Genomic DNA, 21,832 nt, shown 5'->3' with positions numbered 1-21,832 from the left:
TGATCGGCGAGGCCGAGGGGCGACCCCGGTTTGATGCATGTTGCGTTTTGTTACCGGCTAACCGTTACCCACGGCGTGAATGCAGCTACGCCGTGGGTATCCGGGTCAGGCCGCTTTAGGCGGCAATCAACCAGTCGCTAGTCCATTGTGCCGCGATTAGCTGGATCTGTGCATCCAGGTTACCTTCGTTGGCTTCGACAGCAGCCACCAGGGCAGCATCCACGTTGTGGAAGTTGAGCACCCAGGTGTTGGTAAAGTTGGTAACGTCACCAAAGGCAATGTTGAGCTCGGTGGTGCCGGTGGTGTCGATGACCATGCCACTGCCTGCAGGCTCGGCGCTGATGTTGATGGCATCGCCGGCACTGAAGTTTTGAATGGTGGCTACATTGACACCGCCATTGAAGCTCAGCACATATTCATTGTTGCCGGTAGCTGCGTCGTAAGTCTGCAGATCGACGACAATGATGCTGTTGTCAAATTCACCAGGGGTGCCACCACCGCCGTTGCCACCGCCGTTGTCGCTGTCAATCAGCCAGTCGGCCCATTGGGCGCTGATCAGGTTGACCTGTGCATCCAAGTTACCTTCGTTGGCTTCGACAGCAGCCACCAGGGCAGCATCCACGTTGTGGAAGTTGAGCACCCAGGTGTTGGTAAAGTTGGTAACGTCACCAAAGGCAATGTTGAGCTCAGTGGTGCCGGTGGTGTCAACGACCATGCCGCTACCGTCTGGTGCATCGCTCATGTCGATGGCATCACCGGCGCTGAAGTTCTGGATGGTGGCTACATTAACGCCGCCATTGAAGTCCAGCACATATTTGATGTTGCCTGCGGCAGCATCGTAGGTTTGCAGGTCAGCAACGGTAATGATATCGTCGAATTCAACCGGCGGGATCACATCGTCTGGCAGAACGGTGATGGCTTGTACCACTGGCTCGCCGGCTCCGTTGTCTGCGCTGACGCTGGCTGTCAGGGTGTAATCACCCGCTGGCTTGGTCAGACCGGAGAAGACCGCACGGTTATCCGGGCCAACATCAACATCAGGTATTTCTGTGCCGTTGAGCGTCAGGGTAACACGGATTGCACCGGGATCATTTTCCGGGGTTAAGTTGGTGACTTCAACGGTGACGCTGAATTCTTCATCGGCTTTGGGCTCTGCTGGGCTGACATCGACAATGGCGACAGACAGTACGGCAGGATCAACCGTGGTTTCATCAGGCAGAACGGTGATGAAGGTGCTGCTGGAGACGTCTTGTGCGTTGTCTGCACGCACCGTGACATCCAGTGCTACCTCCTCAGCGGCTTCGTCAACCGTCACACCTGGGAAGGTGATTTGCAATCCATTAATGATGCCCCCGTAATTGACGTTGTTTACCGTCAATACCGCATTCAGGCCAACCGGAGCCGCATCGCCGGTGTTTTGCAGCTCAACGACTACATCAAAGGCTTCGCCGGCTTTGACGTCAGCAGGCACTGGGGTGATGGAGTCCACTACCAGTACGGCACTGCCTGGCGGCTCAATCACATCCTCAAAGCTGAATTTGCCATCTGCAAACTGGAGCTGCTGCGGCATTTGGGTCAGCTGTAAGGCTTGACCATCAATGATGAGCTGGCCTTGACCCGTGAGGGAGGAGAACAATACATCTGCATGGACAAAACTCATTGCCTGGGCAGCGGTTACTACCAGGGCGGAGTTAACCGTGATGCTGCCAGCTACGCTGATCTGGCCTGCCGTCGTATTCAGGGTGCCGCTGTTGACGGTGAGATCGCCATTGAGTCTCAGGCTGCCGGTCAGGTTGACGGTCCCCCCATTCATGTGGAACGTCATGGAGGCGCTGCTGATATGCGCTGCGAGCGTCTCCGTACCAGAGACACTAACATGGAGGCTATATGGCAGAGAGACATTCCCCATTTCATTCAGCTGGTTAATGCTAAACCAGTTAAACCAGGGTGAAACTGCGGGCGGGGTGATCGGACCCGGCGCAGCAAAATTGTTGGTGCCAAAATCCAGCACGCCGATCGCAGTTGCGGTAGCGAACTGGTTGTTGTTGGCACCGGCAGCGGCGGTCAGGTGAAACAGTTTGTATTCACCTGGGTTTTCGCTGTTGTGTACCATCAGCACATAGTTGCTGGCCGCATTCAGACCGGACTGGGCATTGACGCTGCTGGGCAGGCCGGCAATGTTGTCGGTTGCGGTGGCGGTGCCGTTGAGGTTGGCACGCACCAGCTCACCACTGAGACGGGCAAAATCTGCAGCATTGACTTCCAGGCTGACAACGGCGTCGTTGTTGAGCTGACCGGAAGCCGCTTGTACCTGATCCATGACGAACTTGCCCGGCGTTTTCGCGTCGTAAATGATGCCACGGATGCCATAGGCGCTGACATCAATGTAGTCACGGGCGGTGCTGCTGGAATTACCATCGTAGTTGAAGATGGTGTTGCGTCCAAAGTTGCCCGCCAGGACGATGGTGTCGTTGCTGTAGGCACCGGTTCCCAGCACAATGACGTCTTGACCGTTGCCGGCGTTAATGACGTTGTCGCTTTCTGCCGTGCTGTTTGTACCTGCCTGAATGGCACCTTCATTGAGGCTCCAGGTCCAGTTATTGGTAACTACACTGGGCAGCTGTTTGGCAGCAAATTTGGCATCGCTGAAAACATTGACAATAGGATTCACGGCCACACTGCCGGCGGTGGCCGTCTGGGTCACGGTGACCACGGCGCCATTGGCGGTGGCAGTCACGCTGGCCTGACCACCCAGCAGATCGCTTTGGCCGTTGAGTGCCTGGGCAATCTTGTCGGCAATCGCCAGATCGTTGTCACCGTAGTCCAGCGCAATATCACGACCTGCAATGGTTAAGGTGCCCGCTTCGGTCACTTCCATGCCGCTGGTGTTGATGGTCTGGGTCAGCGTACCGGTGGCCGGGGTGATGACAGTAGAGGCATAGGCGGTGCTTGAACCACTTGGCAAGCTGCTACCGGCGGCCAGGGTAGCACTGCCTGCGGCGATGCTAACGGTACCATGATTGCCTTTGCCAACTTCGGTCTGGGTCGGCGCACTTTCTTCAAACCAGCGGATTTCTACCTGCGTTCCGCGTACTGTTGCCCAGCCTTCGCCACTGAGATTGACTGCAGCAGCGACTTTGTTGGCAATCGCCAGGGGGCCGTCGCCATTGGCAACCGTCACAGCGATGTTGAGCGGTGTAACCACGGTGGTGGAGGCCGGACCCACAGCCGGTAAACCGCTTAGATCGGAGCTTAGCGTAAACTGACCACCGCCATTAACGGCAATTTTGCTGTTGGCAAAATCGAAGGTGGTGGTTTGCCAGGCGGTGGTGCCACCGGTTGCAGCCAATGGCGCGGCACTGGATACATTCATTCCACCACCATCCTGCGGGTTGGTGGTGCTCAGATAGGCATCTTCTGCACCGTCAACACGACCGACCGTGACAGTACCGGGCCGATCACCAAAGGGCACACGAATGCCTTCAATGAATTGAAGATTTACAACGCTACCATTGACGGTGGCACTGTTGAGGTAATGATAGCCATCGCTGGTGCTCAGCCGGGCCGCACCCCCTGAAGCGTTGATGGCACCTTGCAGGGCAGTGGCAACCGCCTGGGCAATCTGCGCGGAGCTCATGTCATCTTGCAAGGTGATCCGTATACCACCGACCTCGATGATATTGCTGCCTGAGAAGACCGGGTCAATATGGTCATCACTGGTCTGGAATCCGGCAAAATTGATGCTTTGCTCAAAGACCACTGGGTCACGCTGACCACTCATGACAAACGCGGTGTCATACAACGGTCTGGCATTGTCCACTGCGGTGTTGATGTCGGCATGACTGCGATCAGCGGCGGCCAGATCACCACTGTTGAGCATCAGGCGACCTTCGGCCATGAGCGCCCGCTCGGCGGCCGTGGGGTTGGCATTGTAGGCCAGCGGGGCGAACAGGGTGACGTCAAGGTCATTGAACACCATGCGCCCGTCAATTCTGGATTCGACCAGCAGGGTGTTGCCGGGGCCGTCTTTGGCATCCAGAACTTTGCTCAGGACTGGATCGTCATTGATGGCTTTCTTGATGGCCTGATTGATTTGCAGGGTGCTGCTGGTGTAGCCCGTGCTGGGGATTTCGATGTGACGGGTTTCAATCCCCTGGAAGGTGACCTGTACGGTGCCTTTGAAGAAGTTAAAGGTCTGTACCTGGTCGTTGCCACGGGAGGAATCGAGCACACCGCTGTTGCTCAGTTCATTACCATCACCCCGGAAACCGGCTACGGAGTTGAAAATGAACTGTGCTTTGGCACCTGAGTTGTCGGTTTTGATGACGTCGTCGTTGCTGCCGGTGGTGATGCGGGCATTACCTGCACCCCAGGTGTTGACGAAGTTGTCACCGTCGCCGGCATGGATGGCGATGTTGTCGTTGAGCTGCTGGTTGACCAGACGGTTGGCGGTGTAGCCTGCGGTGTAGTTTTCATTCAGGATGATGCGGTCATTGCCTGCACCGCTTTGAATGTCTAAACGGAAGTCTTCACGCGCCAGCACCTGCCAGTTGACATTGAGTGCCAGGAAGTCGTCGCCATCGCCCAGGTGATAGGTGAAAAAGACGTTGTCGTCTTGTGGCTGGTTGGGCGCACGGTCACGCAGGTCCATGTACTTGGCAATGCTTTCACGAGTGATTTCTGCATGACGCAGGGTGAAATCACCGAGGAATTGCGTGGTGTCCAGAACCCGCACGTCTTTCAACGAGATGCCATCGCCCGCGTAGTTGTTGGCGGTGTTCGTGTTGCCGATGGTCAGGTTGGCCGGGTTGTTGGCGTTAGCCGCTGCCGTGGAGACATAGACTTCGCGCAGGCTGTTGTTGGTCGAGGCCAGGCTGGAGAGCGAGCTGGGCTTGTCGGCACCGCCATGCACGGTGATGTTGAAGATGTCAATGCCTTTGGAGCCGGAGCCGGCGTCCCAGACGTTGGCGTTGGTCTTGGACATGCCGCCGATGATCAGTTCGCCACCATCGCTGGCACGACCGACTTTTTCAAGATCTACGTTGATGATGAGATCTTGACTCTGCTCGGCTTCTTCACGGCTGGCGCGTTCAAAGCGGTTACTGTTGAGGTCGCGCGGATCGGTAATGCCTCGATCGATGACGGTAGGGTGGTTTTGCAGATTGATCCGCTCGACGGGCTCAATGACCGCCCAGGCGTCTTCGGTACGCAGTGTGCCGAAGCTGTCGGTGGTGCCAGGACGAACCAATTGGGCCGCAGGGACTTCGAGGACGAGGTCGGTACCGATACGCTGGGCACCGGATACGGGGCTGATGTCGGCCAGGAAGGGTTGACCTACGGAGAAGCTCAGATCCAGGGTGCTCCAGATGGCATCCTGTTGTTGCAGGGTCTGCGTCCAGTTGCTGAGCAGTGCGGTCAGATCGTCTTGCGAGACGTGGGTGTCAAAACCTGCTGGACGGCCGGCAAAGTCAAACCACGCCTGGGCCGCTTCGGCCGCTGTAAGATCGCCACGCACCATAGGCACGGCAGCTATGTTCAGGAAGTTCGCCAGGTCTTGTACGGTGACGAAGACGTTACCGGGGGTGGCGATTTCCAGACCGTGCAGCAGCTCGTTAAAGGCGGTGAAGCGGGTTTCGTTGGTGCCGTTGCCATTTGACCAGTCAATGGCAAATTCCAGACGCTGTACGGCGACGGCGTTTAACGGTTCCAGGGCGATGCCGCCGTTGGGATTGGCGATCTGGTCGTACCAGTCTTCGTTGAGCAGGCGGTATACGACGCGCTCAACACCACGGTCCAGGGTGGGGACGAGGTAGTCCTGGTCAAAGAAGACGTGCAGGTCGGAGGCCTGCCAGCGGCTGTCACCATTGCCGGTGTATTCCATGCCGATGGTCATGCTTTCCAGCGGACGGGCAACGCCGTTGTCGTCTTTGGTGGTGAGGTCTTTGATGGTCAGGTTGGCATTGGAGTACCACGAGCCGATTTTGTCAATGCCGTGCATGTTTTTGGCGTTGACGTAGACTTCGGAGTTGCTATTCGGGTTAGCAAAGGTGCCGCCGATATGTGCATTCAGGGCTTCGAGCTTGATGTCCTGGATGCGGTGGGTCACTGGCTGGATGGGCATGTTACCGCCACCCATGAAGGCACCTTCGGTGACCTGGGCCTGCAGGCTGTTGTTGCCGCCACGACCGTCAAGGCGATCACCGGTGCCGAGGGTGTTGACCTGCGCACCGAACAGATTTTGCACAACATCACCAATGAATTTGGTGTCGCTGTTGCTCGCTACCAGGGTTTCAGGCGTATCGCGCCCTTCGGTCAGATAGAGGGTCTGCGAAGGACCGCCCGGCTGACCTGCATCATAGCCCAAGGATTGCATGGCGCTGGCAATCAGGGTGTCGATCTGGCTGGAGGTGGTGGTGGCGGTGATGCCTTCGCGCAGGGTCGCGGCGACGTCAAGGAATGCCTCGCGCTCGTCGGAGTTCATGTGGTTGAAAGCGCGCACCCCGGCGGCTTTCTGGGCGTCTACAAAACGCTCACCCGACAATACGAAGTTTTTGTACAGGGCGTGGGTGTCGGCGGCCTCGGGATTGCCCCACATGCCGTCGATCATCTGGATGACCAGGGTGCCGATGTTGACGCTCAGCAGGCTGGGGTCTTCTTCGATTTTGCCCTGCCAGTAGGCGAAGCCTTCGGCGTCAGGTTCAGCTACGTTGAAGATGTTGAGGTAGAGGGCCTCAAGGAAGTCATCTCCGCTCAGGCCGGCATATTGGCTTTTGACCAGAGGCTGGTCAAAGAAGCTGGTCGCGATATCTACACGGCTCATGGATCCGCTGATGAGCTGCTGTGTCCAGTAATCGGCCCCTTCCCAATCTGGTGTTCTACCCCAGATACCGGCGTAGATTTCCATGGCGAGCTGTTTGGGTCCGTAGCTAATTGGTCTTGCTGACATTTAGGAGTCTCCGTAGAGGGTTGTTGAAAAAATCAGGTTCATTATGTGGCGATTGAGGCATTAACGCAATCCCTTTGCGGGGGGAATTTTTTCCAGTCGCATCATTCCATTGCATGTGGTTTTTCAAGTAGCGCCGATTGATATGTTTGCTTCAGCCAACATGCGTTGTCCTGTGCTTGGTGTTTTACAGTAGGGCAGTACGAAGCGGTGTCTGTGCATGGCGATGGATTTGCCGTGTGGCCTATGGTTTTTTGTCTGGTGTATAGCATCGGATAGGCTACCTTGGTTGATCCATGTCACGCGAAACATTCACCTGCTCCAGCAAAGTGGAAGGCTATCCCGGTTGGGGGGTGTTGTCAACTGAAAATGTGCGTTTAAACGACACAGATTTTTTTTTGTGACAAAAAAGCGACACGCTGGGTGAGGTTTTGCGAGAGGCACAATTGTCCGGCATTGTTTTAGACTGGAAACCGAGTTCTGGGTATCGGATTTTAGTATTCATCCTTAATGGGGCTTGGATCATAGAACATTTATCGGGTGCTGGCAAGGATGAATTAAGCATATTCTGTTTCCAGGCGATGCGGAGCGCCGGGCTGCCAAGGGAGCGCGGGAGCTCTGCGCTCCTGGCTTTGGCGATTTAGCTAAAGGGAGAGCTGGAGCTCTCCCACCCCCGGTGCGGAGCTAGCGCTCCGCGCTCCCGGTGCGCTCCGCGCTCCCGGTGGGCTTTGCGTTCCCTGAGCGTTGCTTATGGGGCCTGGCAGGGGGTGTTACTGACCAAGCGGGTAAATGCCGGTGAGGCTCGGCCTGACAGGATGCCGTTGCCGGTGTTAAAACCGATGACCCAGGCAGCATCGCGGCTGCTGTCGGCTCCGTAGGGCGATGAGGACCAGTATAAGCTGCCGGTGACGTTGGGAAAGAGTGACGGGTTGATGGCCGGCAGTGTGCGGCATTGGTCTACCAGGGTACTAAGTTCGTTAATATTGGGTATGCGCCAGTCTGCCTGGTCGCGAGCCAGCATGAGCGCCGTTTGCCAGGATTCCATTCTGGCGGTGCCGGTGCAGCGAACACCGTTCCAGGTTTGTCCGAGGCTGCAGCGCTGCCATTTTAAGCCGGTGGCGGTGTGGCAGAGGGTGCTGCCGTTGTCCATTTCAATGAATTCGCCTTCGGGGGTGCTGGTGCCCAGACTGCAATAGGAGCGGGCGCGCGGGTGTATGACGTAGTTGCTGCGCACCAGTCTAAGATAGGCAGGGGTGTCTTTGTGCGCCTGCTCGCCCAGGTGTACGCCGATGCCGGTGATGGCGAAGCGGATGTGCCAGTAGGTATCCTCACCGGATGCGTGGGGTGAGGCCGACCAGTAGTTGCCGCGTTGGGTGTCCGGGAAGGCATCGGTGTCAATCGGTGGATCTTGCAAGCGCCCAAGGTTGCGGATGGTGTGCAGCTCCAGGCGTGTGGGCAGGCGCCAGTCACGATAGCCGCAAATTCCGCTTTGGTTGATTTCTTCCATGTAGGCCAGTGCCTGATCGCGGGTGTATAGTTGCGTGGCCCTGGCTGAGGTTGGGGCAATTTGCCAGGTCAGCTGGGTGTGGTGGTCGTATACGCAGCGATGGTTGCCCGGTGCAACCCGTTGGCCGTTGGCGTTGAGGGTTTCAAAGTCAAAGCCGGCTGATCCGGCGTTGCCTTGTTTGCTCAAGGTGGCTTGCTGGTGTTGCCAGTCGCGTCCGCTGTCACCGTCTTGATCGGGCAAGAAGGGATAGCGGCAACGGGTGGTGGCACTGGCATGGGCGCAGTAGGTGATGCCGGTGTCGTTGAGCGGAATCGGCTGCAGGGGGTTTTCCAGGAGGAAATTGACCGGGCTACTGGGTTCGCTGAATTTGCTGAGATCGTAGGCATAGACAACGATGGTGTAGGGAATGTCTGTGAAAAAGTCGATCAGTTCATATTCGGTTGCCGTCAGGTCGGTGATGCAATGGCCTTCTTCTTGCGCATCGCGCTCGTTAAAGGTGAGCAGTTCTTCCAGCCGGGCAAACGCTGTGATGGTGTCTGCGTGTGCGCTGTGAGCATAGCATAGGGCAAATTGGTAATCGTTGGGATTAAAGGGGATCTCTTCGTCGTCAATGGCCTCCGGTGGGGGCAGTGTCCAGGCGATATGCATTGCGCCAAGTGCTTCGTCATATGCATAGCTCAGCGCGCTGGGTCTGGGGACAATGACGGGCAGGCGCGTGGGTTTGCTGCTTTCGCGTATGCTGAACGTGCCGTCGTCGTTAACATTGACTCTGATCTGGCGCGCTTGATAGTTCCCCAGGCTAACCCAGGGAGATAGCCCTTCACGATTGACTGGCAGCGTTAATACCCGGATATTTTGGCTATTGGTGATTTCTATGCGCGCTGTGTCAGGGTTGAAGTGATAGGTGTACTCTTCTTCGGGGTAGAGTCTGAAATGTGCCTTGCGGGCAATGGCATAGCTGACATCAGCGACGGCGCGCGCTGTGGTCAGGTTGATGTCAATATTGTGTTGATAGATCTCGTTGGGTACGGGGCGGATGGCTAACACACCGGTTAGGCCGGATATGTTGATAAAGGCTACGTCTTTGTCAGCATCGTAATTCAGCCGGGTCGGCCTTGGATTTTCATTGATGTAGACGTGCGGGCGGTATGGCTGCGTTTCTGCGTGGGCGAATCCCGTCGCCAGCAAGATGATACCAAGCAGGCAATACCCTAACGTTTGCAGTTTAATGGAATAAAACGACATGGGCTTTACCTCAACATAATTAATGAAAATGTTCAGCCTGGCTATTGTAAAGTGCGGGACGGGGAACTTGCTGAGTATGCCGCGCTGCTCCCTAGCGTCATTGTGGAATGGGGGTGTCATGGAGCTGGCGACAGGGATCGAACCCGCGACCTGCTGATTACAAATCAGCCGCTCTACCAACTGAGCTACGCCAGCGTGCGTTTGTTTTTGGGCGCCCGATTATAGGGGATGGGGCGGGGTGTGGCAAGGGAATTTGCGGAGCGCCGAGTGTGTAGCAGGTGTAAGCTCGGCCATTACCGGGCGTTGGTGTGTAGTCGGCTTGGTTTTTCATCCAAGTCCCGGTTGCCCGACCAGCCGAGTACAACTCGGCGCTCCCAGCAATTGACAGGTTTTTGACACCCTGCTGCTGTTTTTTGCTCCCCACGGCTAAAGCCGGGGGATTCTCGCGCATCACTGGTGACTGGATCAAGCAGCGTTTGAGTCGTTATCCTTATTAGACCGCTCATAAAATGCTTAGGAAAATCACGAAAATCTATGATGATCTTTGGCATGTTCACGCCGTCAACGCCATTGCGGGCGAACCCGTCTTGCCTGGCTCTTGCGTGCGTTTAAGGTCTCGCCTGAGCGCGTCGCGACCATGATCAGCACTGGGTTATCGTGCTGGACAAACTCTATATAACCGCTCGGCGGGTTGTCAAGTTATCGAGAAAATAGGAGGTTTTCATAGAAAAACGCATATTATGGCCACCAGTTACAAACCCTGATCAGGTGATGGTCCCGTGGGGGCGTCGGGAACTGGACAGGTGGTAATGCTGGGTCTGGATCAGCCGGTAAGACTCACCGCTCGATCATGCCGACCGACCCTGAGCACGGGAGCTTACACCTAGGTTTCGATGCGCTAACATTTACGTGATTAATTTCCAAACAGCCTCTAAGGCCCAGCCCTGAGCGTCGAGCATCGGCCACGGCATGAAGCGGTGGGCTTTGCGTGGTTTTCTTGTCGCTTTGGTGCGCGGCGTTCTGTCGCTTCGTCGAATAGATAAAGATTGATTCTCATTAATAAACCGCTTAGCATTCCAGCTTCTTTTTCACAACCTAACGCATAATCCCATGCCTGCAACACGGCCTGATTCTTGGCACATCGGTGTTATCCTCGTCGCGCTTATCCTGGCGCTGCCCGTGTTGGTGGTGTTTGCGCATGTATTTTTGCCGACCACGGAGGTCTGGCAACACCTTCAGGCCACCGTATTATCCGATTATGTGCGCAATTCGCTATTACTGATGCTAGGCGTGGGGGCCGGGGTGTTGCTGATCGGTGTGCCCACAGCCTGGCTAGTGAGTCTGTGCGAGTTTCCGGGGCGGCGCATTTTTGAATGGGCCTTGCTGCTGCCGCTGGCTTTTCCGGCCTATATCATCGCCTATACCTACACCGGGATTCTGGATTTTCCGGGGCCAGTGCAAGCGCAGCTGCGCGAGTGGTTTGGCTGGGGCTATGGCGATTATTGGTTTCCCGAGATTCGCTCGCTGGGCGGGGCGATTTTGATGCTCTCGCTGGTGCTGTATCCGTATGTGTATCTGCTTAGCCGGGCGGCGTTTTTGGAGCAATCGGTGTGTGTGTTGGAGGTGTCGCGCACCCTGGGGGCCGGTCCGTGGGGCGGTTTTCGGCGGGTGGCGTTGCCGCTGGCGCGCCCGGCGATTATCACCGGCCTGTCGCTGGCGCTGATGGAGACGCTGGCCGATTATGGCACGGTGCAATATTTCGGCATTCCGACCTTTACCACGGGTATTTTTCGTACCTGGTTTGGCTTGGGCGATCCCGGCGCGGCGGCGCAGCTGGCGGCGATTCTGATGAGTTTTGTGTTTATCCTGATTTTGCTGGAACGCCTGTCACGGCGCAAGGCGCGCTTTCATCACACCAGCTCGCGTTATTCGCGGCTGCCGCGCTATCAGCTACAGGGCTGGAAGCGCCTGGGGGCCTTCGGGGTGTGTCTGTTGCCGGTATTGCTGGGCTTTATTTTACCAAGCTGGCAGCTGGGCTTTTGGTCCTATCTGACCTTTGAACGCTGGTTTCATCCTGAGTTTTTCACCCTGGTGTGGAATTCGCTGTCACTGGCAGCGATTGCGGCGGTACTGGCGGTGGTTTTGGCCTTGTTCATGGCCTACGCCAAGCGTCTGCGCCCCGGTCTTGGGGTGGCGCTGGCGGTGCGGGTGGCGGGCATGGGCTATGCCATTCCCGGCACGGTGATTGCGGTGGGGGTGATGCTGCCCTTTGCCTTTATTGATAATGTGGTGGATGACTGGATGCGCGCACAGTTTGATATTTCCACCGGCCTGATTCTTTCCGGAACGCTGGTAGCACTGGTGTTTGCCTATTGCGTGCGTTTTTTGGCGGTTTCCTTGAATACCGTTGAGGCGGCGCTGACCAAGATCAAGCCGTCGATGGATGATGCCGCCCGCAGTCTGGGGATGTCGCCATCTCAGGTATTGTATAAAATCCACCTGCCGATCATGCGCGGCAGCGTGTTGACTGCCTTGTTATTGGTATTTGTGGATGTGCTCAAGGAATTGCCCGCCACCCTGATTTTACGTCCCTTTAACTTCAATACCCTGGCGGTACGCGCCTTTGAGCTGGCCTCGGATGAACGCCTGGCCGATTCTGCCAGCGCGGCTTTAGCCATTGTGCTGGTGGGGATCATTCCGGTGATCCTGCTCAGCCGCACCATTGCCACCTCTCGCCCCGGACATGCCAATCCATGAGTGCAGCCCCTACCCTGGAACTGGAAATAGATCACGTCGATATCGGTTATCACGGCAAAACCGTGGTACACAACGTCACCTTGGGCCTGCGCAAGGGGGTCATCGGCTGCCTGCTGGGTCCCAGCGGCTGCGGCAAAACCACCTTGCTGCGCGCCATTGCCGGTTTTGAGGGGCTGGCGCGTGGCACCATCAAACTCGATGGCGAAGCGGTCAGCCAGCCGGGCAGAACGCTGGCCCCGGAGCGGCGTCAGGTGGGCATGGTGTTTCAGGATTTTGCCCTGTTTCCACATCTGAGCGTGGCGGATAATATCGCCTTTGGTATCCAGCGCTGGCCACAGGCCAAGCGGCGTGAACGGGTGAAGGAATTACTCGCCCTGGTGGGCTTGCCAGACTATGCCCGGCGCTATCCACATGCCCTGTCCGGCGGCCAGCAACAGCGCATTGCCCTCGCGCGTGCGCTGGCACCCCGGCCCCGGCTGTTGCTGCTTGATGAGCCTTTTTCCAGCATGGATGTGGAATTGCGCGAGGGGCTGGCACGGGAGGTGCGCGCCATTCTCAAACACGAGCAGATCACCGCCTTGCTGGTGACGCATGATCAGATTGAGGCCTTTGCCATTGCCGATCGCATTGCGGTGATGCACGAAGGGCGCATCCTGCAATGGGATAATGCCTATAATCTCTATCATCGCCCGGCGGCACGTTTTGTCGCGGACTTCATCGGTCAGGGGGAGTTGCTGTCTGGTACGGTGTTGAATGCACACGAGGTTGGCACCGAACTGGGGGTGATCACCGGCCACATTCCCGCCGGTTGCGGGCCAGGCGATGCGGTGGATGTGCTGGTGCGTCCGGATGATATCGCTCCCGATCCGAGCAGCACCATCATCGGGGAAGTCAGCGCCAAAGCCTTTCGCGGCGCGGCTTTTCTCTATACGCTGCGCCTCCCCAGCGGCCAGCCAATCCTGTTACTGGCGCGCAGCCATGAAAACTACGCCCTGGGCGAACGCATCGGCATCCGTCCAGGCTTTAACCATCTGGTCGTATTTGCCGCCGATGCGCCTCAGCCCGCGTCGATGAGCAAAGCCCCCCGCGCTTTTTCAGAGAGTTGATTTAATGGGTAAATGCCGTCAAGGAAAATCCAAAATTGATCCCCATCCCGGCGCATTTCGCTGCAAAAAATGCAAGGCTGTGGTGGAAAAGAAAAAGCAGGTCTGCGATCCGGTGAAGATCAAAAAAGACTGATCCGGGTACGGCGCTGGCTGTGTTGCCTGCATTCGCATATACTGATCGAGTTTCGCTAACAAACGTTAGCGCGCACCCTCAAGTGAGGATGGGCCGATCCGCCAAAGCCAAATGAACAAACATCTGGCGCCAAGTTCTTGAGTACGATTCAGGTTTTACATCTAAGACTTGCCCAGATAACCGCAAACCTAAACTCATTAAAGAACTAGAACAGCCCTTGGTTCTCGGGCTAAGGCCATCGTAAGGTATGCTAAAGCGTATGTAAACCCTATTTCTAACTGAGCTGTCTAGGAGGGTTTGTATTTGAATGTTAGCGAATCGAAACCTAGGTGTAAGCTCAAAACGTATATCCCAAGGAATGTGAGGTGCGTGCTCCGGGGATTGCACCATTCTAAAAATATTGATGCATGAGGACGACAAGAGATATGCCAAGCCCTGATTTTATTGCGCCATCCATTTTGTCCGCTGATTTTGCCCGCCTGGGGGAAGAGGTGGATCAGGTTTTGAAAGCCGGTGCCGATGTGGTGCATTTTGATGTGATGGACAATCATTATGTGCCGAATCTGACCATTGGCCCCCTGGTGTGTGAGGCCTTACGCAAGCATGGCGTGACCGCGCCGATTGATGTGCATTTGATGGTCAAGCCGGTGGATCGGATCATTCCGGATTTTGCCAAGGCCGGCGCGACCTATATTACCTTTCACCCCGAGGCCTCCGAGCACGTTGACCGCACCTTGCAGCTGATCCGTTCCGAGGGTTGCAAGGCGGGTCTGGTGTTTAATCCGGCCACGCCGTTGTCGTATCTGGATTATGTGATGGATAAGCTGGATATGATTTTATTGATGTCGGTTAACCCCGGCTTTGGGGGACAAGCCTTCATCCCGTCCACGCTGGAAAAACTGCGTGAGGTGCGCCGCCGCATTGATGCCAGCGGGTGTGAGATTCGTCTGGAGATCGACGGGGGCGTGAAGGTGGATAATATCCGCGAGATCAAGGCCGCCGGGGCCGATACCTTTGTCGCGGGTTCGGCAATTTTCGGCGCGGCCAAGGCCAGCGATCCTAACCGTTATGACAGCATCATCCAGGCGATGCGCGCTGAACTGGCCAAGGCTTGAAGCGACCTTATCATGCAAAGACCGCAAATGATTCTCATCGACCTTGACGGAACCCTGGTCGATAGCGTACCCGATCTGGCTTTTTGTGTGGATGGCATGATGCAACAATTGGGCAAACAGCCGCATGGCGAGGCCGCAGTGCGCACCTGGGTGGGTAATGGCGTGGAACGCTTGGTCAAGCGGGCCTTGCTGGGCCAGCTTGAGGGCGAGCCAGATGCAGCCTTGTTTGCCCGCGCCTTGCCGCTGTTTCTGGCGCTGTATCAGGACAATACCTCGCAACGCAGCCGTTTGTATCCGGGTGTGCTGGAGGGCCTGGCGATGTTGCGCGAGGCAGGCTTTAAACTCGGGTGTGTCACCAACAAGGCGGAGCGCTTCACCACGCAATTGCTGCACGACAAAGGCATTGCCGATCACTTCTCGCTGGTAGTCAGTGGCGATACACTCCCGCGCAGCAAACCCGACCCAGGGCCTTTGTTTTATGCCGCTGGCTGGTTTAGGCTTAAACCGCAGGAGGCCTTGATGGTAGGCGATTCGCGCACCGACGTGCAGGCCGCCCGCAGTGCAGGTTTTCAGATTGTGTGTGTCAGTTATGGCTATAATCACGGCGAAGATATCCGCTTACAGCAGCCGGATGCCGTGATTGATCGCCTGGATGAACTGCCCAGGCTGTTTACCTAACCCCCCTCTGCCGACACGACACAGCGAACCATCAACTACCCCGCCCTAAAAGGCGGAGCTTGCCTGCCTGCCGCGCCGCACGCGGCGCAGACAGGTGAAAACAAGCTGGGTTGACCAGCCTAAGCCCTGTTAAAGGGGCTACGTGTACAACAGGTCGTTAAGACTCACCGGCGGATGCTTCCTCAGTCTGCCGCTCTGAAAGGTCAGGATCATGCTGACGAAAGGTAAAACGTCGAAGGTTTTGATCGCCGTGCAAGCGGGAGCCGGTTGTACACATTGGCGAGGGGAGCGACCACGCCGCGAGGCGTTGTCCGTCACCAGGCCCTTACGGGCAGAGCCTCACGGCCCAGCAGGTGAAAGGCCTGCACTTAATTCCGGCGGCTGCAAGCGCGTAGCCGCTATCCCTCCCCGGCCTGAAGGCCGGGGTTTCTCGCGGAGGAACTGATGACACCTGAGCAATTTAACACACTGATTGAACAAGGTTATAACCGCATCCCTCTGGTCAAGGAAATCCTTGCAGACCTGGACACGCCACTGAGTGTTTATCTAAAACTGGCCAGTATGCCCTATTCGTGCCTGCTAGAGTCGGTGCAGGGGGGGGAGAAGTGGGGGCGTTATTCAATCGTGGGTTTGCCAGCAAAAACCGTGCTCAAGGTCTATGGACAGCAGGTGTTGATTGAGGAGGATGGGCAGATTGTGGAGCGCCAGACCGTAGATGATCCGCTGGCCTTTATCGAGGCTTATCAGGCGCGTTATCGGGTCCCCGAGCATGACGGTCTGCCGCGCTTTACTGGCGGGCTGGTCGGTTATTTCGGTTATGAGACCATTGAGTATATCGAGCCGCGTCTGCGCCCGGATACCCCGAAAGCCGATCCGCTGGAGGTGCCCGACATCTTGCTGATGCTGTGTGATGAGCTGGTGGTCTATGACAATCTGGCCGGACGCCTGTATCTGGTGGTCCATGCAAAACCTGACGGCCTGTCAGCGGCAGAGGCGCGGCTGGCCGATTTATATCAGCGCTTGCAGGCTCCCTTAACGCCGCCAGCGACGACGCAGGATCATCGCCGGGTGGCGGAATCGGATTTCATTTCCGGCTTTACGGAAGAGGGCTTTAAGGCCGCAGTGGAGCGCTGCCGTCGTTATATCATCGACGGCGATGTGATGCAGGTAGTGTTATCGCAGCGCTTGTCGATTCCATTCAAGGCCCGCCCGCTGGATTTGTACCGGGCGCTGCGCTGTTTAAATCCCTCCCCGTATATGTTTTATCTGGACTTGGGCGATCATCAGGTGGTTGGCGCCTCGCCGGAAATTTTAGTGCGTCTGGAGCATGACACGGTTACTGTACGCCCCATTGCCGGCACTCGCCCACGCGGTGAAACACCGGAGAAAGATGTGCAACTGGAGGCCGATCTGCTGGCCGATCCCAAGGAATGCGCCGAACACCTGATGCTCATTGATCTGGGGCGCAACGATGCCGGGCGGGTCAGTGCCACCGGCACCGTGCGGGTCACCGAGCAAATGGTGGTAGAGCGCTATTCACATGTGATGCACATCGTCTCCAATGTCGAAGGCCGCTTACAGCCGGGTCTGAAAGCCATGGATGTCTTGCGGGCCACCTTTCCCGCTGGAACCGTCAGCGGTGCCCCCAAAGTGCGTGCCATGGAGATCATCGCCGAACTTGAACCGGTCAAGCGCGGCGTTTATTCCGGCGCGGTGGGCTATCTCTCCTGGCAGGGCAATATGGACACCGCCATTGCCATTCGCACCGCCGTCATCAAAAACCACACCCTGCACATTCAGGCCGGAGCAGGCATTGTCTATGACTCACTGCCAGACAATGAATGGGCCGAAACGCTGAACAAAGGGCGCGCCGTGTTTCGCGCCGTCGCCATGGTCGAAGCCGGCCTCGACGGACCCAAAGCCCCAACCCCTTGACGTAAAATCGCGGCATCTTCCAGATGCCGCGCTGCTTTCCTCATCAGTTTCTCCGCGAGAAACCCCGGCCTTCAGGCCGGGGAGGGATAGCGCACGGCGCGGGAATCTCGCTTGTGGAGATTCGCATAGCGCCGCTATACTGGCCATGTTCTATGAACCTACGGTCGGGCGGACCGAAAGTAACGCCTGTCAGAGACGAGAATGTGAGTCCTGGGGAGCACCTGCCTGCCGCGACGCGCGCGGCGCAGGCAGGTGCGTCGCGGCAGGCAGGTGGGTTGGTTCGCCACCGTAAAAGCTCCCGCGTGGAGCTTAGCGGCGATAACCAAGCCATCTTCTTGGGCGGTCTCAGGGCAGGAACCCACCGAAGCGTGTGTTGTATGTGCATTGTGCAACCTCGCCGTAGGAATCCTCTTCCTTCAGGGAGAGGAGCAGCAAAAAACAGCAGGGCAGTCTATCCTCACTGAGCCGTTAAGCGGTTTTGTCTTGCATGCCCGCCCGTTTCGGGAAAACAGCCGGGTGCTTGAATGGCTGAGCCTGGAGGAAGGGCGTATCGCCTGCATGGAGGCTCGCGCCAGACAGGGCGCTGTACGCTGTTTACCCGCTATCTGTTTTCTGTGCGCGGGCGCGGTGAGTTACCCACCTTGCAGCAGCCTGAGGAACAGCAGGTTTTTGTCTTGCAGCGGGAACGTTTATGGTGTGGTCTATATCTAAACGAGCTTGCGCTAAAATTGCTGCCGCGTCTGGCCCCGGAGGCGGAGTTTTTTGCACACTATGCCGCCTGTGTCGCCGACCTGGCAAACCCCGAATACCCCATGACAGACACCTTGCGCGCTTATGAGCTGGGTCTGTTGCGGGTGCTGGGCAGTGGGCTTGAATTCATTGACCCCGATACGCTGCATGCACACGCATGGTATGTGTTTGAACCACAGCAGGGCTTGCGCGAGGCTCGCGTGAGCGAACAGGGCGAAGCACACTGTATTCGTGGCGATGCGCTGGGCGCTTTATTGACGCTGCGCTTTCACGATGCGCTGCAGCGGGCGCAGGTAAAATACTTTCTACGCCATGTGATCGCCCATTATTTACATGGCAAACCCTTGATGACTCGACAATTATTTACCACAAAACATGGTCTGTGAATCCTTTGCCTTGAAATTGGGTATCAATATTGATCATATCGCCACCATCCGCCAGGTGCGCAACACCCCGTATCCGGATCTCGTCGCCGCCGTGCGCATTATTGAGGCACACGGTGCAGACACCATCACCTTGCATCTGCGCGAGGATCGTCGGCATATTCAGGATGCCGATGTCGAAACCCTGCGCCCGCTGATACAAACCGCGATGAATCTGGAAATGGCGGCCACCGCCGAGATGCAGGCCATTGCCCTGCGCCTGCGTCCCCAGGCGTGCTGTCTGGTGCCGGAACGGCGCGAGGAGCTGACCACCGAGGGCGGGCTGGATGTGCTCACCCATGAAGCAGCCCTGCGCGACTATTGTCAGGTATTAAGTGAGGCTGGCATTGAGGTCTCCCTGTTCATTGAGCCAGAGCCTGCGCATCTGGAGGCCGCCAGGCGCATCGGCGCGCCCGTGGTGGAATTGCACACTGGCCGCTACGCTCATGCTCTCACACCCGCTGAACATGCAAAAGAACTGCAGCGCATTCGTCAGGCTGCCGCTTACGGGCATCAGTTAGGCTTGATAGTGAATGCAGGACATGGCCTGGACTATAGCAATGTGACCGAGATTGCCGCGATTGCGGTACTCAATGAACTCAATATCGGCCACGCGATTGTCGCCCGCGCCCTGTTTGATGGCATCGGGCCTGCCGTTGCCGAAATGCGACGCCTGATGGATGCGGCGCGCAAGGCATGAACATTATCGGTATCGGTACTGATCTGGTCAGCATTGCGCGTATCCGTCAGGTGATTGAGCGCCACGAGGAGCGCTTCGCCCAGCGTATCTTGCATCCTCTGGAATGGGCGCGCTATTCCTCGCAGCACGACCCCGCCGCCTTTCTGGCGCGACGCTTTGCTCTGAAGGAGGCGGTGAGCAAGGCGCTCGGCGTGGGCATTGGACAATATATGAGCCTGCAGGATGCCTGGCTGGAATACACCGATCTGGGTCAACCCACCTTAGGTCTGAGCGGCCAGGCGTTGGCCACTGCTCAACGCCTTGGTGTCGTGCAAAAGCATGTCAGTCTGGCCGATGAGCGCGAATTTGCGTTGGCCTTTGTGGTGTTAAGCGGTCCTGCGGGCCAAGTGTCGTGTGCCACAGAATAGCGCCATCCATTGACGGCGCACCGTGCGCTGAAGATGGATGGCGCCACGCGCTATGAGCGGCTAGCAAGGAATTATCAGTTGCTACTGCTGCTGCTGTTCCTAAAAACCTAAGCAAAGTTGCTTATGCGATTTTTAGGCATTTCGCTCTCCGTTGATAGCGCCCCGAAGGGCGAGCAACTGGAGTCCTGGTTGAGCAGTCCCAACCAATGGCGCTCAGTGCGTTCCAGCAAGATCGCCTTGACCCGCTTGAACGGGGTAAACCGCTCAATGTCCGGGTCTGATAACCTCGTCAGCACGTTTCGCGCAGCGTTTTGGTCTGCCTGCAACACAACCCCGTCGGAACAGTAAAATTGATCCCCTTGCCGTTTGCCGTCAAGGCATCCAGTTCGAGAATCCATTTGCGATGTGTAAGCCGGATTGACCAGAACGACCGTCGAACCTCGACGGCTTGAAACACTGTCAAGTGCTTGGGCAATAACACCTTTCGTCCAGCTTGCCAGCCGACGATTGGCATTCTTGCCGAAGGACTTGCTCGCCATGGGGGCGGTTAAATCTTCTGCCGCGATCACGGCGGCTTTATCGACCACCTTGTGAACGGATTGAAATACGATGTCGCGGATGCGCGCATGGGTTTTGCTCATCTGCCGGTTGAGCTTCTTGCGCCCCAAGTTGAACTGGCGAATGTGTTGACGCTTGCGCGGGTTGCGGGTGTTGTTGGCGAGTGCCCGCAGCTTGGCGCGACGCTGGTATTTGATCTTGAGTTTGTCGGATTGGTCGGTGAGGATCGCGCCCAGTTCCTGGCCGTGGTGGTCGCCGTCGGAATCGACCAAGACTTCGGAGCGCACCTGCCCGAGTCGCTGCGCCTGTTCGCGCAACGCCCCGACTTTGCCCTGGTTCGGGCGCTTGGCGCACAAAATCCGCGTGACTTTCATTCGCACAAATCCTTGGGCTGGCGAACGGGCATCTCTGCAAAGTCCTCCTTGATGGATTGTTTGTATTTGCCCATCCCGTACAGCCGACAAGAAAAGGTCTGCACAATCGCCAATAAATCCTCGACCATTTCCTGCTCGGGCGAGAGCGATTCCTGGTTGACCACCACGATCTTGCAGCCGTTTTCATCCGCCAGGTGCGCAAAGAGATCAAAGCCAAAGCGCATCAACCGATCTTTGTGCGCCACCAGCAGCAGGCGCACTTCACCGCGCTGAATCCGATCAACCAAGCCAAGAAACCGCTTGCGCTTGAAGTTCATCCCGCCACCGATCTCTTGAATCCATTCATCCACCGCGATCCCCGCGCCCAGGCAGTAGGTTTCCATCGCTTGGACCTGCGAAGCGAGATCGTCTTTCTGTCCGGCACTAGAAACCCGGCAATAGACCACGACATCCCGCTCACGGGGCGCCCCACCAAGCATCAAGCGCACATCCGCTGCGTCAAAATAGCGATGTCCGGAAGGATGGCGCTTTGCGACGAGCTTCCCCTCGCGCTCCCAGCGCCGAATTGTCGAGGGTGCTTTTCCGATCCGTTTCGCAAACTCGTTAATGCGATATATCTTGCTCATATAAGCGATTATAGATATTTGCAGAAAAAAATCAAGCAACAGTTTTTAGCTCTACTTTTGTTTAAAAATGTAAGCAAAAGTTAACATAATAAAACCTAGGTTTAGACTCTCCGCTTGGCTTGAGGCGATACCTTCCAAACAGCTTCTGAGGTGCTGTCATGGCGATTGTTTATCTTAATCTACTTTTGACACCCCCCACGGCTAAAGCCGGGGGCTTCTCGCCCATCACTGGTGAAGGGTAGCGCTGTGGCGCGGGTGTCCCTGTCAACCCAATTCAGAAAAGTCCCCTTTTGTGCAAAGCAGAAGTGTCCCCCGTAGAATGCGTGGTTATGGTGTTTGGGCTGGTGCCGGAGTGATGTTGCCCCGACCTCTCCAAGGGTGGTCCGGCGCCGGTTTGTAGGTTGGCTTGGCGGTCTGTTTTGCCTTGGCCTGGTCGACGCTGTGGTGGACACTTTTTTCATCATCCAGCGGTGTGGGCGGTTCGCCCTCAGCCAACAGACGGTAAGGCATGATGTGCCCCTGGTGCAGGAGGGTGATGGTGCCGTCGAAGGCCTCGCAGACGGTGAGGGTGGCACC

At 56.9% G+C, this 21,832-nt stretch carries 13 protein-coding genes, 1 tRNA gene and 1 pseudogene; 8 read left to right on the top strand and 7 right to left on the bottom strand.

Annotation, left to right across the window (positions count from 1 at the left end; all coding sequences use genetic code 11):
• Positions 1-115 precede the first annotated feature (115 nt).
• From THISIDRAFT_RS14410 to THISIDRAFT_RS14395, 4 genes are all read right to left on the bottom strand, one after another.
• Positions 116-6,946: a DUF4214 domain-containing protein gene (locus tag THISIDRAFT_RS14410; protein WP_006786224.1), complete on the bottom strand. Its 6,831-nt coding sequence runs from the start codon at positions 6,944-6,946 to the stop codon at positions 116-118.
• 745 nt (positions 6,947-7,691) lie between these two features.
• Complete coding sequence (locus THISIDRAFT_RS14405) at positions 7,692-9,695, bottom strand: Lcl C-terminal domain-containing protein (RefSeq protein ID WP_006786223.1); 2,004 nt, start codon at positions 9,693-9,695, stop codon at positions 7,692-7,694.
• A gap of 119 nt (positions 9,696-9,814) precedes the next feature.
• A tRNA-Thr gene (locus THISIDRAFT_RS14400) sits at positions 9,815-9,890 on the bottom strand.
• Between the two features lie 98 nt (positions 9,891-9,988).
• A complete protein-coding gene (locus tag THISIDRAFT_RS14395; protein WP_139063938.1) occupies positions 9,989-10,246 on the bottom strand; it encodes a hypothetical protein in 258 nt (85 codons plus the stop codon).
• Positions 10,247-10,805: 559 nt separating this feature from the next.
• Between THISIDRAFT_RS14395 and THISIDRAFT_RS14390 the strand changes: the two genes are divergently transcribed.
• The 8 genes from THISIDRAFT_RS14390 to acpS all read left to right on the top strand — a co-directional run bounded on the left by THISIDRAFT_RS14390 (position 10,806) and on the right by acpS (position 19,698).
• Entirely contained in the window at positions 10,806-12,452 is a 1,647-nt protein-coding gene (locus THISIDRAFT_RS14390) for an ABC transporter permease (protein WP_006786222.1), read from the top strand.
• Positions 12,449-13,558, top strand: coding sequence for an ABC transporter ATP-binding protein (locus THISIDRAFT_RS14385; protein ID WP_006786221.1), 1,110 nt, complete (start codon positions 12,449-12,451; stop codon positions 13,556-13,558). The genes THISIDRAFT_RS14390 and THISIDRAFT_RS14385 overlap by 4 nt, the downstream gene beginning before the upstream one ends.
• 558 nt (positions 13,559-14,116) lie before the next feature.
• Positions 14,117-14,806 carry a ribulose-phosphate 3-epimerase gene (gene rpe / locus THISIDRAFT_RS14380; RefSeq protein ID WP_006786220.1) on the top strand — a complete coding sequence of 230 codons (690 nt, stop codon included), beginning with the start codon at positions 14,117-14,119 and terminating at the stop codon, positions 14,804-14,806.
• 12 nt (positions 14,807-14,818) lie between these two features.
• Complete coding sequence (locus THISIDRAFT_RS14375) at positions 14,819-15,484, top strand: phosphoglycolate phosphatase (protein ID WP_246585436.1); 666 nt, start codon at positions 14,819-14,821, stop codon at positions 15,482-15,484.
• A 444-nt stretch (positions 15,485-15,928) separates the two neighbouring features.
• Positions 15,929-17,419: an anthranilate synthase component I gene (gene trpE, locus THISIDRAFT_RS14370; protein WP_006786218.1), complete on the top strand. Its 1,491-nt coding sequence runs from the start codon at positions 15,929-15,931 to the stop codon at positions 17,417-17,419.
• A gap of 524 nt (positions 17,420-17,943) precedes the next feature.
• Positions 17,944-18,555 carry a DNA repair protein RecO gene (gene recO / locus THISIDRAFT_RS14360; RefSeq protein WP_006786217.1) on the top strand — a complete coding sequence of 204 codons (612 nt, stop codon included), beginning with the start codon at positions 17,944-17,946 and terminating at the stop codon, positions 18,553-18,555.
• Complete coding sequence (gene pdxJ, locus THISIDRAFT_RS14355; RefSeq protein WP_006786216.1) at positions 18,545-19,291, top strand: pyridoxine 5'-phosphate synthase; 747 nt, start codon at positions 18,545-18,547, stop codon at positions 19,289-19,291. The genes recO and pdxJ overlap by 11 nt, the downstream gene beginning before the upstream one ends.
• Positions 19,288-19,698, top strand: a complete 411-nt coding sequence (gene acpS, locus THISIDRAFT_RS14350; protein ID WP_006786215.1) for a holo-ACP synthase — start codon at positions 19,288-19,290, stop codon at positions 19,696-19,698. The genes pdxJ and acpS overlap by 4 nt, the downstream gene beginning before the upstream one ends.
• Before the next feature lie 107 nt (positions 19,699-19,805).
• On the opposite strand, the gene THISIDRAFT_RS14345 is transcribed toward acpS, so the two are convergent.
• The 3 genes and pseudogenes from THISIDRAFT_RS14345 to THISIDRAFT_RS14335 all read right to left on the bottom strand — a co-directional run.
• Positions 19,806-20,630 (bottom strand): zinc ribbon domain-containing protein, encoded by an 825-nt coding sequence (locus tag THISIDRAFT_RS14345; RefSeq protein WP_246585435.1) that lies wholly within the window; start codon positions 20,628-20,630, stop codon positions 19,806-19,808.
• Positions 20,627-21,256, bottom strand: coding sequence for an IS607 family transposase (locus THISIDRAFT_RS14340; RefSeq protein ID WP_221914059.1), 630 nt, complete (start codon positions 21,254-21,256; stop codon positions 20,627-20,629). The genes THISIDRAFT_RS14345 and THISIDRAFT_RS14340 overlap by 4 nt, the downstream gene beginning before the upstream one ends.
• A gap of 327 nt (positions 21,257-21,583) precedes the next feature.
• A pseudogene (locus THISIDRAFT_RS14335) lies at positions 21,584-21,832 on the bottom strand (hypothetical protein); the annotation flags it as partial.

Source organism: Thiorhodospira sibirica ATCC 700588, assembly GCF_000227725.2.
Taxonomy (GTDB): Bacteria; Pseudomonadota; Gammaproteobacteria; order Ectothiorhodospirales; family Ectothiorhodospiraceae; genus Thiorhodospira; species Thiorhodospira sibirica.
Note: the sequence above shows the minus strand (reverse complement) of the source record. Positions and strands in the feature narration are given on the sequence as shown.

Excerpts from the sequence above, each read along its gene's own strand:
- pdxJ (WP_006786216.1), top strand. The coding sequence starts at position 18,545 with ATGGTCTGTGAATCCTTTGCCTTGAAATTGGGTATCAATATTGATCAT.
- THISIDRAFT_RS14395 (WP_139063938.1), bottom strand. The coding sequence starts at position 10,246 with ATGCCAAAGATCATCATAGATTTTCGTGATTTTCCTAAGCATTTTATG.
- THISIDRAFT_RS14390 (WP_006786222.1), top strand. The coding sequence starts at position 10,806 with ATGCCTGCAACACGGCCTGATTCTTGGCACATCGGTGTTATCCTCGTC.
- THISIDRAFT_RS14345 (WP_246585435.1), bottom strand. The coding sequence starts at position 20,630 with ATGAAAGTCACGCGGATTTTGTGCGCCAAGCGCCCGAACCAGGGCAAA.
- THISIDRAFT_RS14405 (WP_006786223.1), bottom strand. The coding sequence starts at position 9,695 with ATGTCGTTTTATTCCATTAAACTGCAAACGTTAGGGTATTGCCTGCTT.
- THISIDRAFT_RS14410 (WP_006786224.1), bottom strand. The coding sequence starts at position 6,946 with ATGTCAGCAAGACCAATTAGCTACGGACCCAAACAGCTCGCCATGGAA.
- rpe (WP_006786220.1), top strand. The coding sequence starts at position 14,117 with ATGCCAAGCCCTGATTTTATTGCGCCATCCATTTTGTCCGCTGATTTT.
- recO (WP_006786217.1), top strand. The coding sequence starts at position 17,944 with ATGGCTGAGCCTGGAGGAAGGGCGTATCGCCTGCATGGAGGCTCGCGC.
- THISIDRAFT_RS14385 (WP_006786221.1), top strand. The coding sequence starts at position 12,449 with ATGAGTGCAGCCCCTACCCTGGAACTGGAAATAGATCACGTCGATATC.
- acpS (WP_006786215.1), top strand. The coding sequence starts at position 19,288 with ATGAACATTATCGGTATCGGTACTGATCTGGTCAGCATTGCGCGTATC.
- THISIDRAFT_RS14375 (WP_246585436.1), top strand. The coding sequence starts at position 14,819 with ATGCAAAGACCGCAAATGATTCTCATCGACCTTGACGGAACCCTGGTC.
- THISIDRAFT_RS14340 (WP_221914059.1), bottom strand. The coding sequence starts at position 21,256 with ATGAGCAAGATATATCGCATTAACGAGTTTGCGAAACGGATCGGAAAA.
- trpE (WP_006786218.1), top strand. The coding sequence starts at position 15,929 with ATGACACCTGAGCAATTTAACACACTGATTGAACAAGGTTATAACCGC.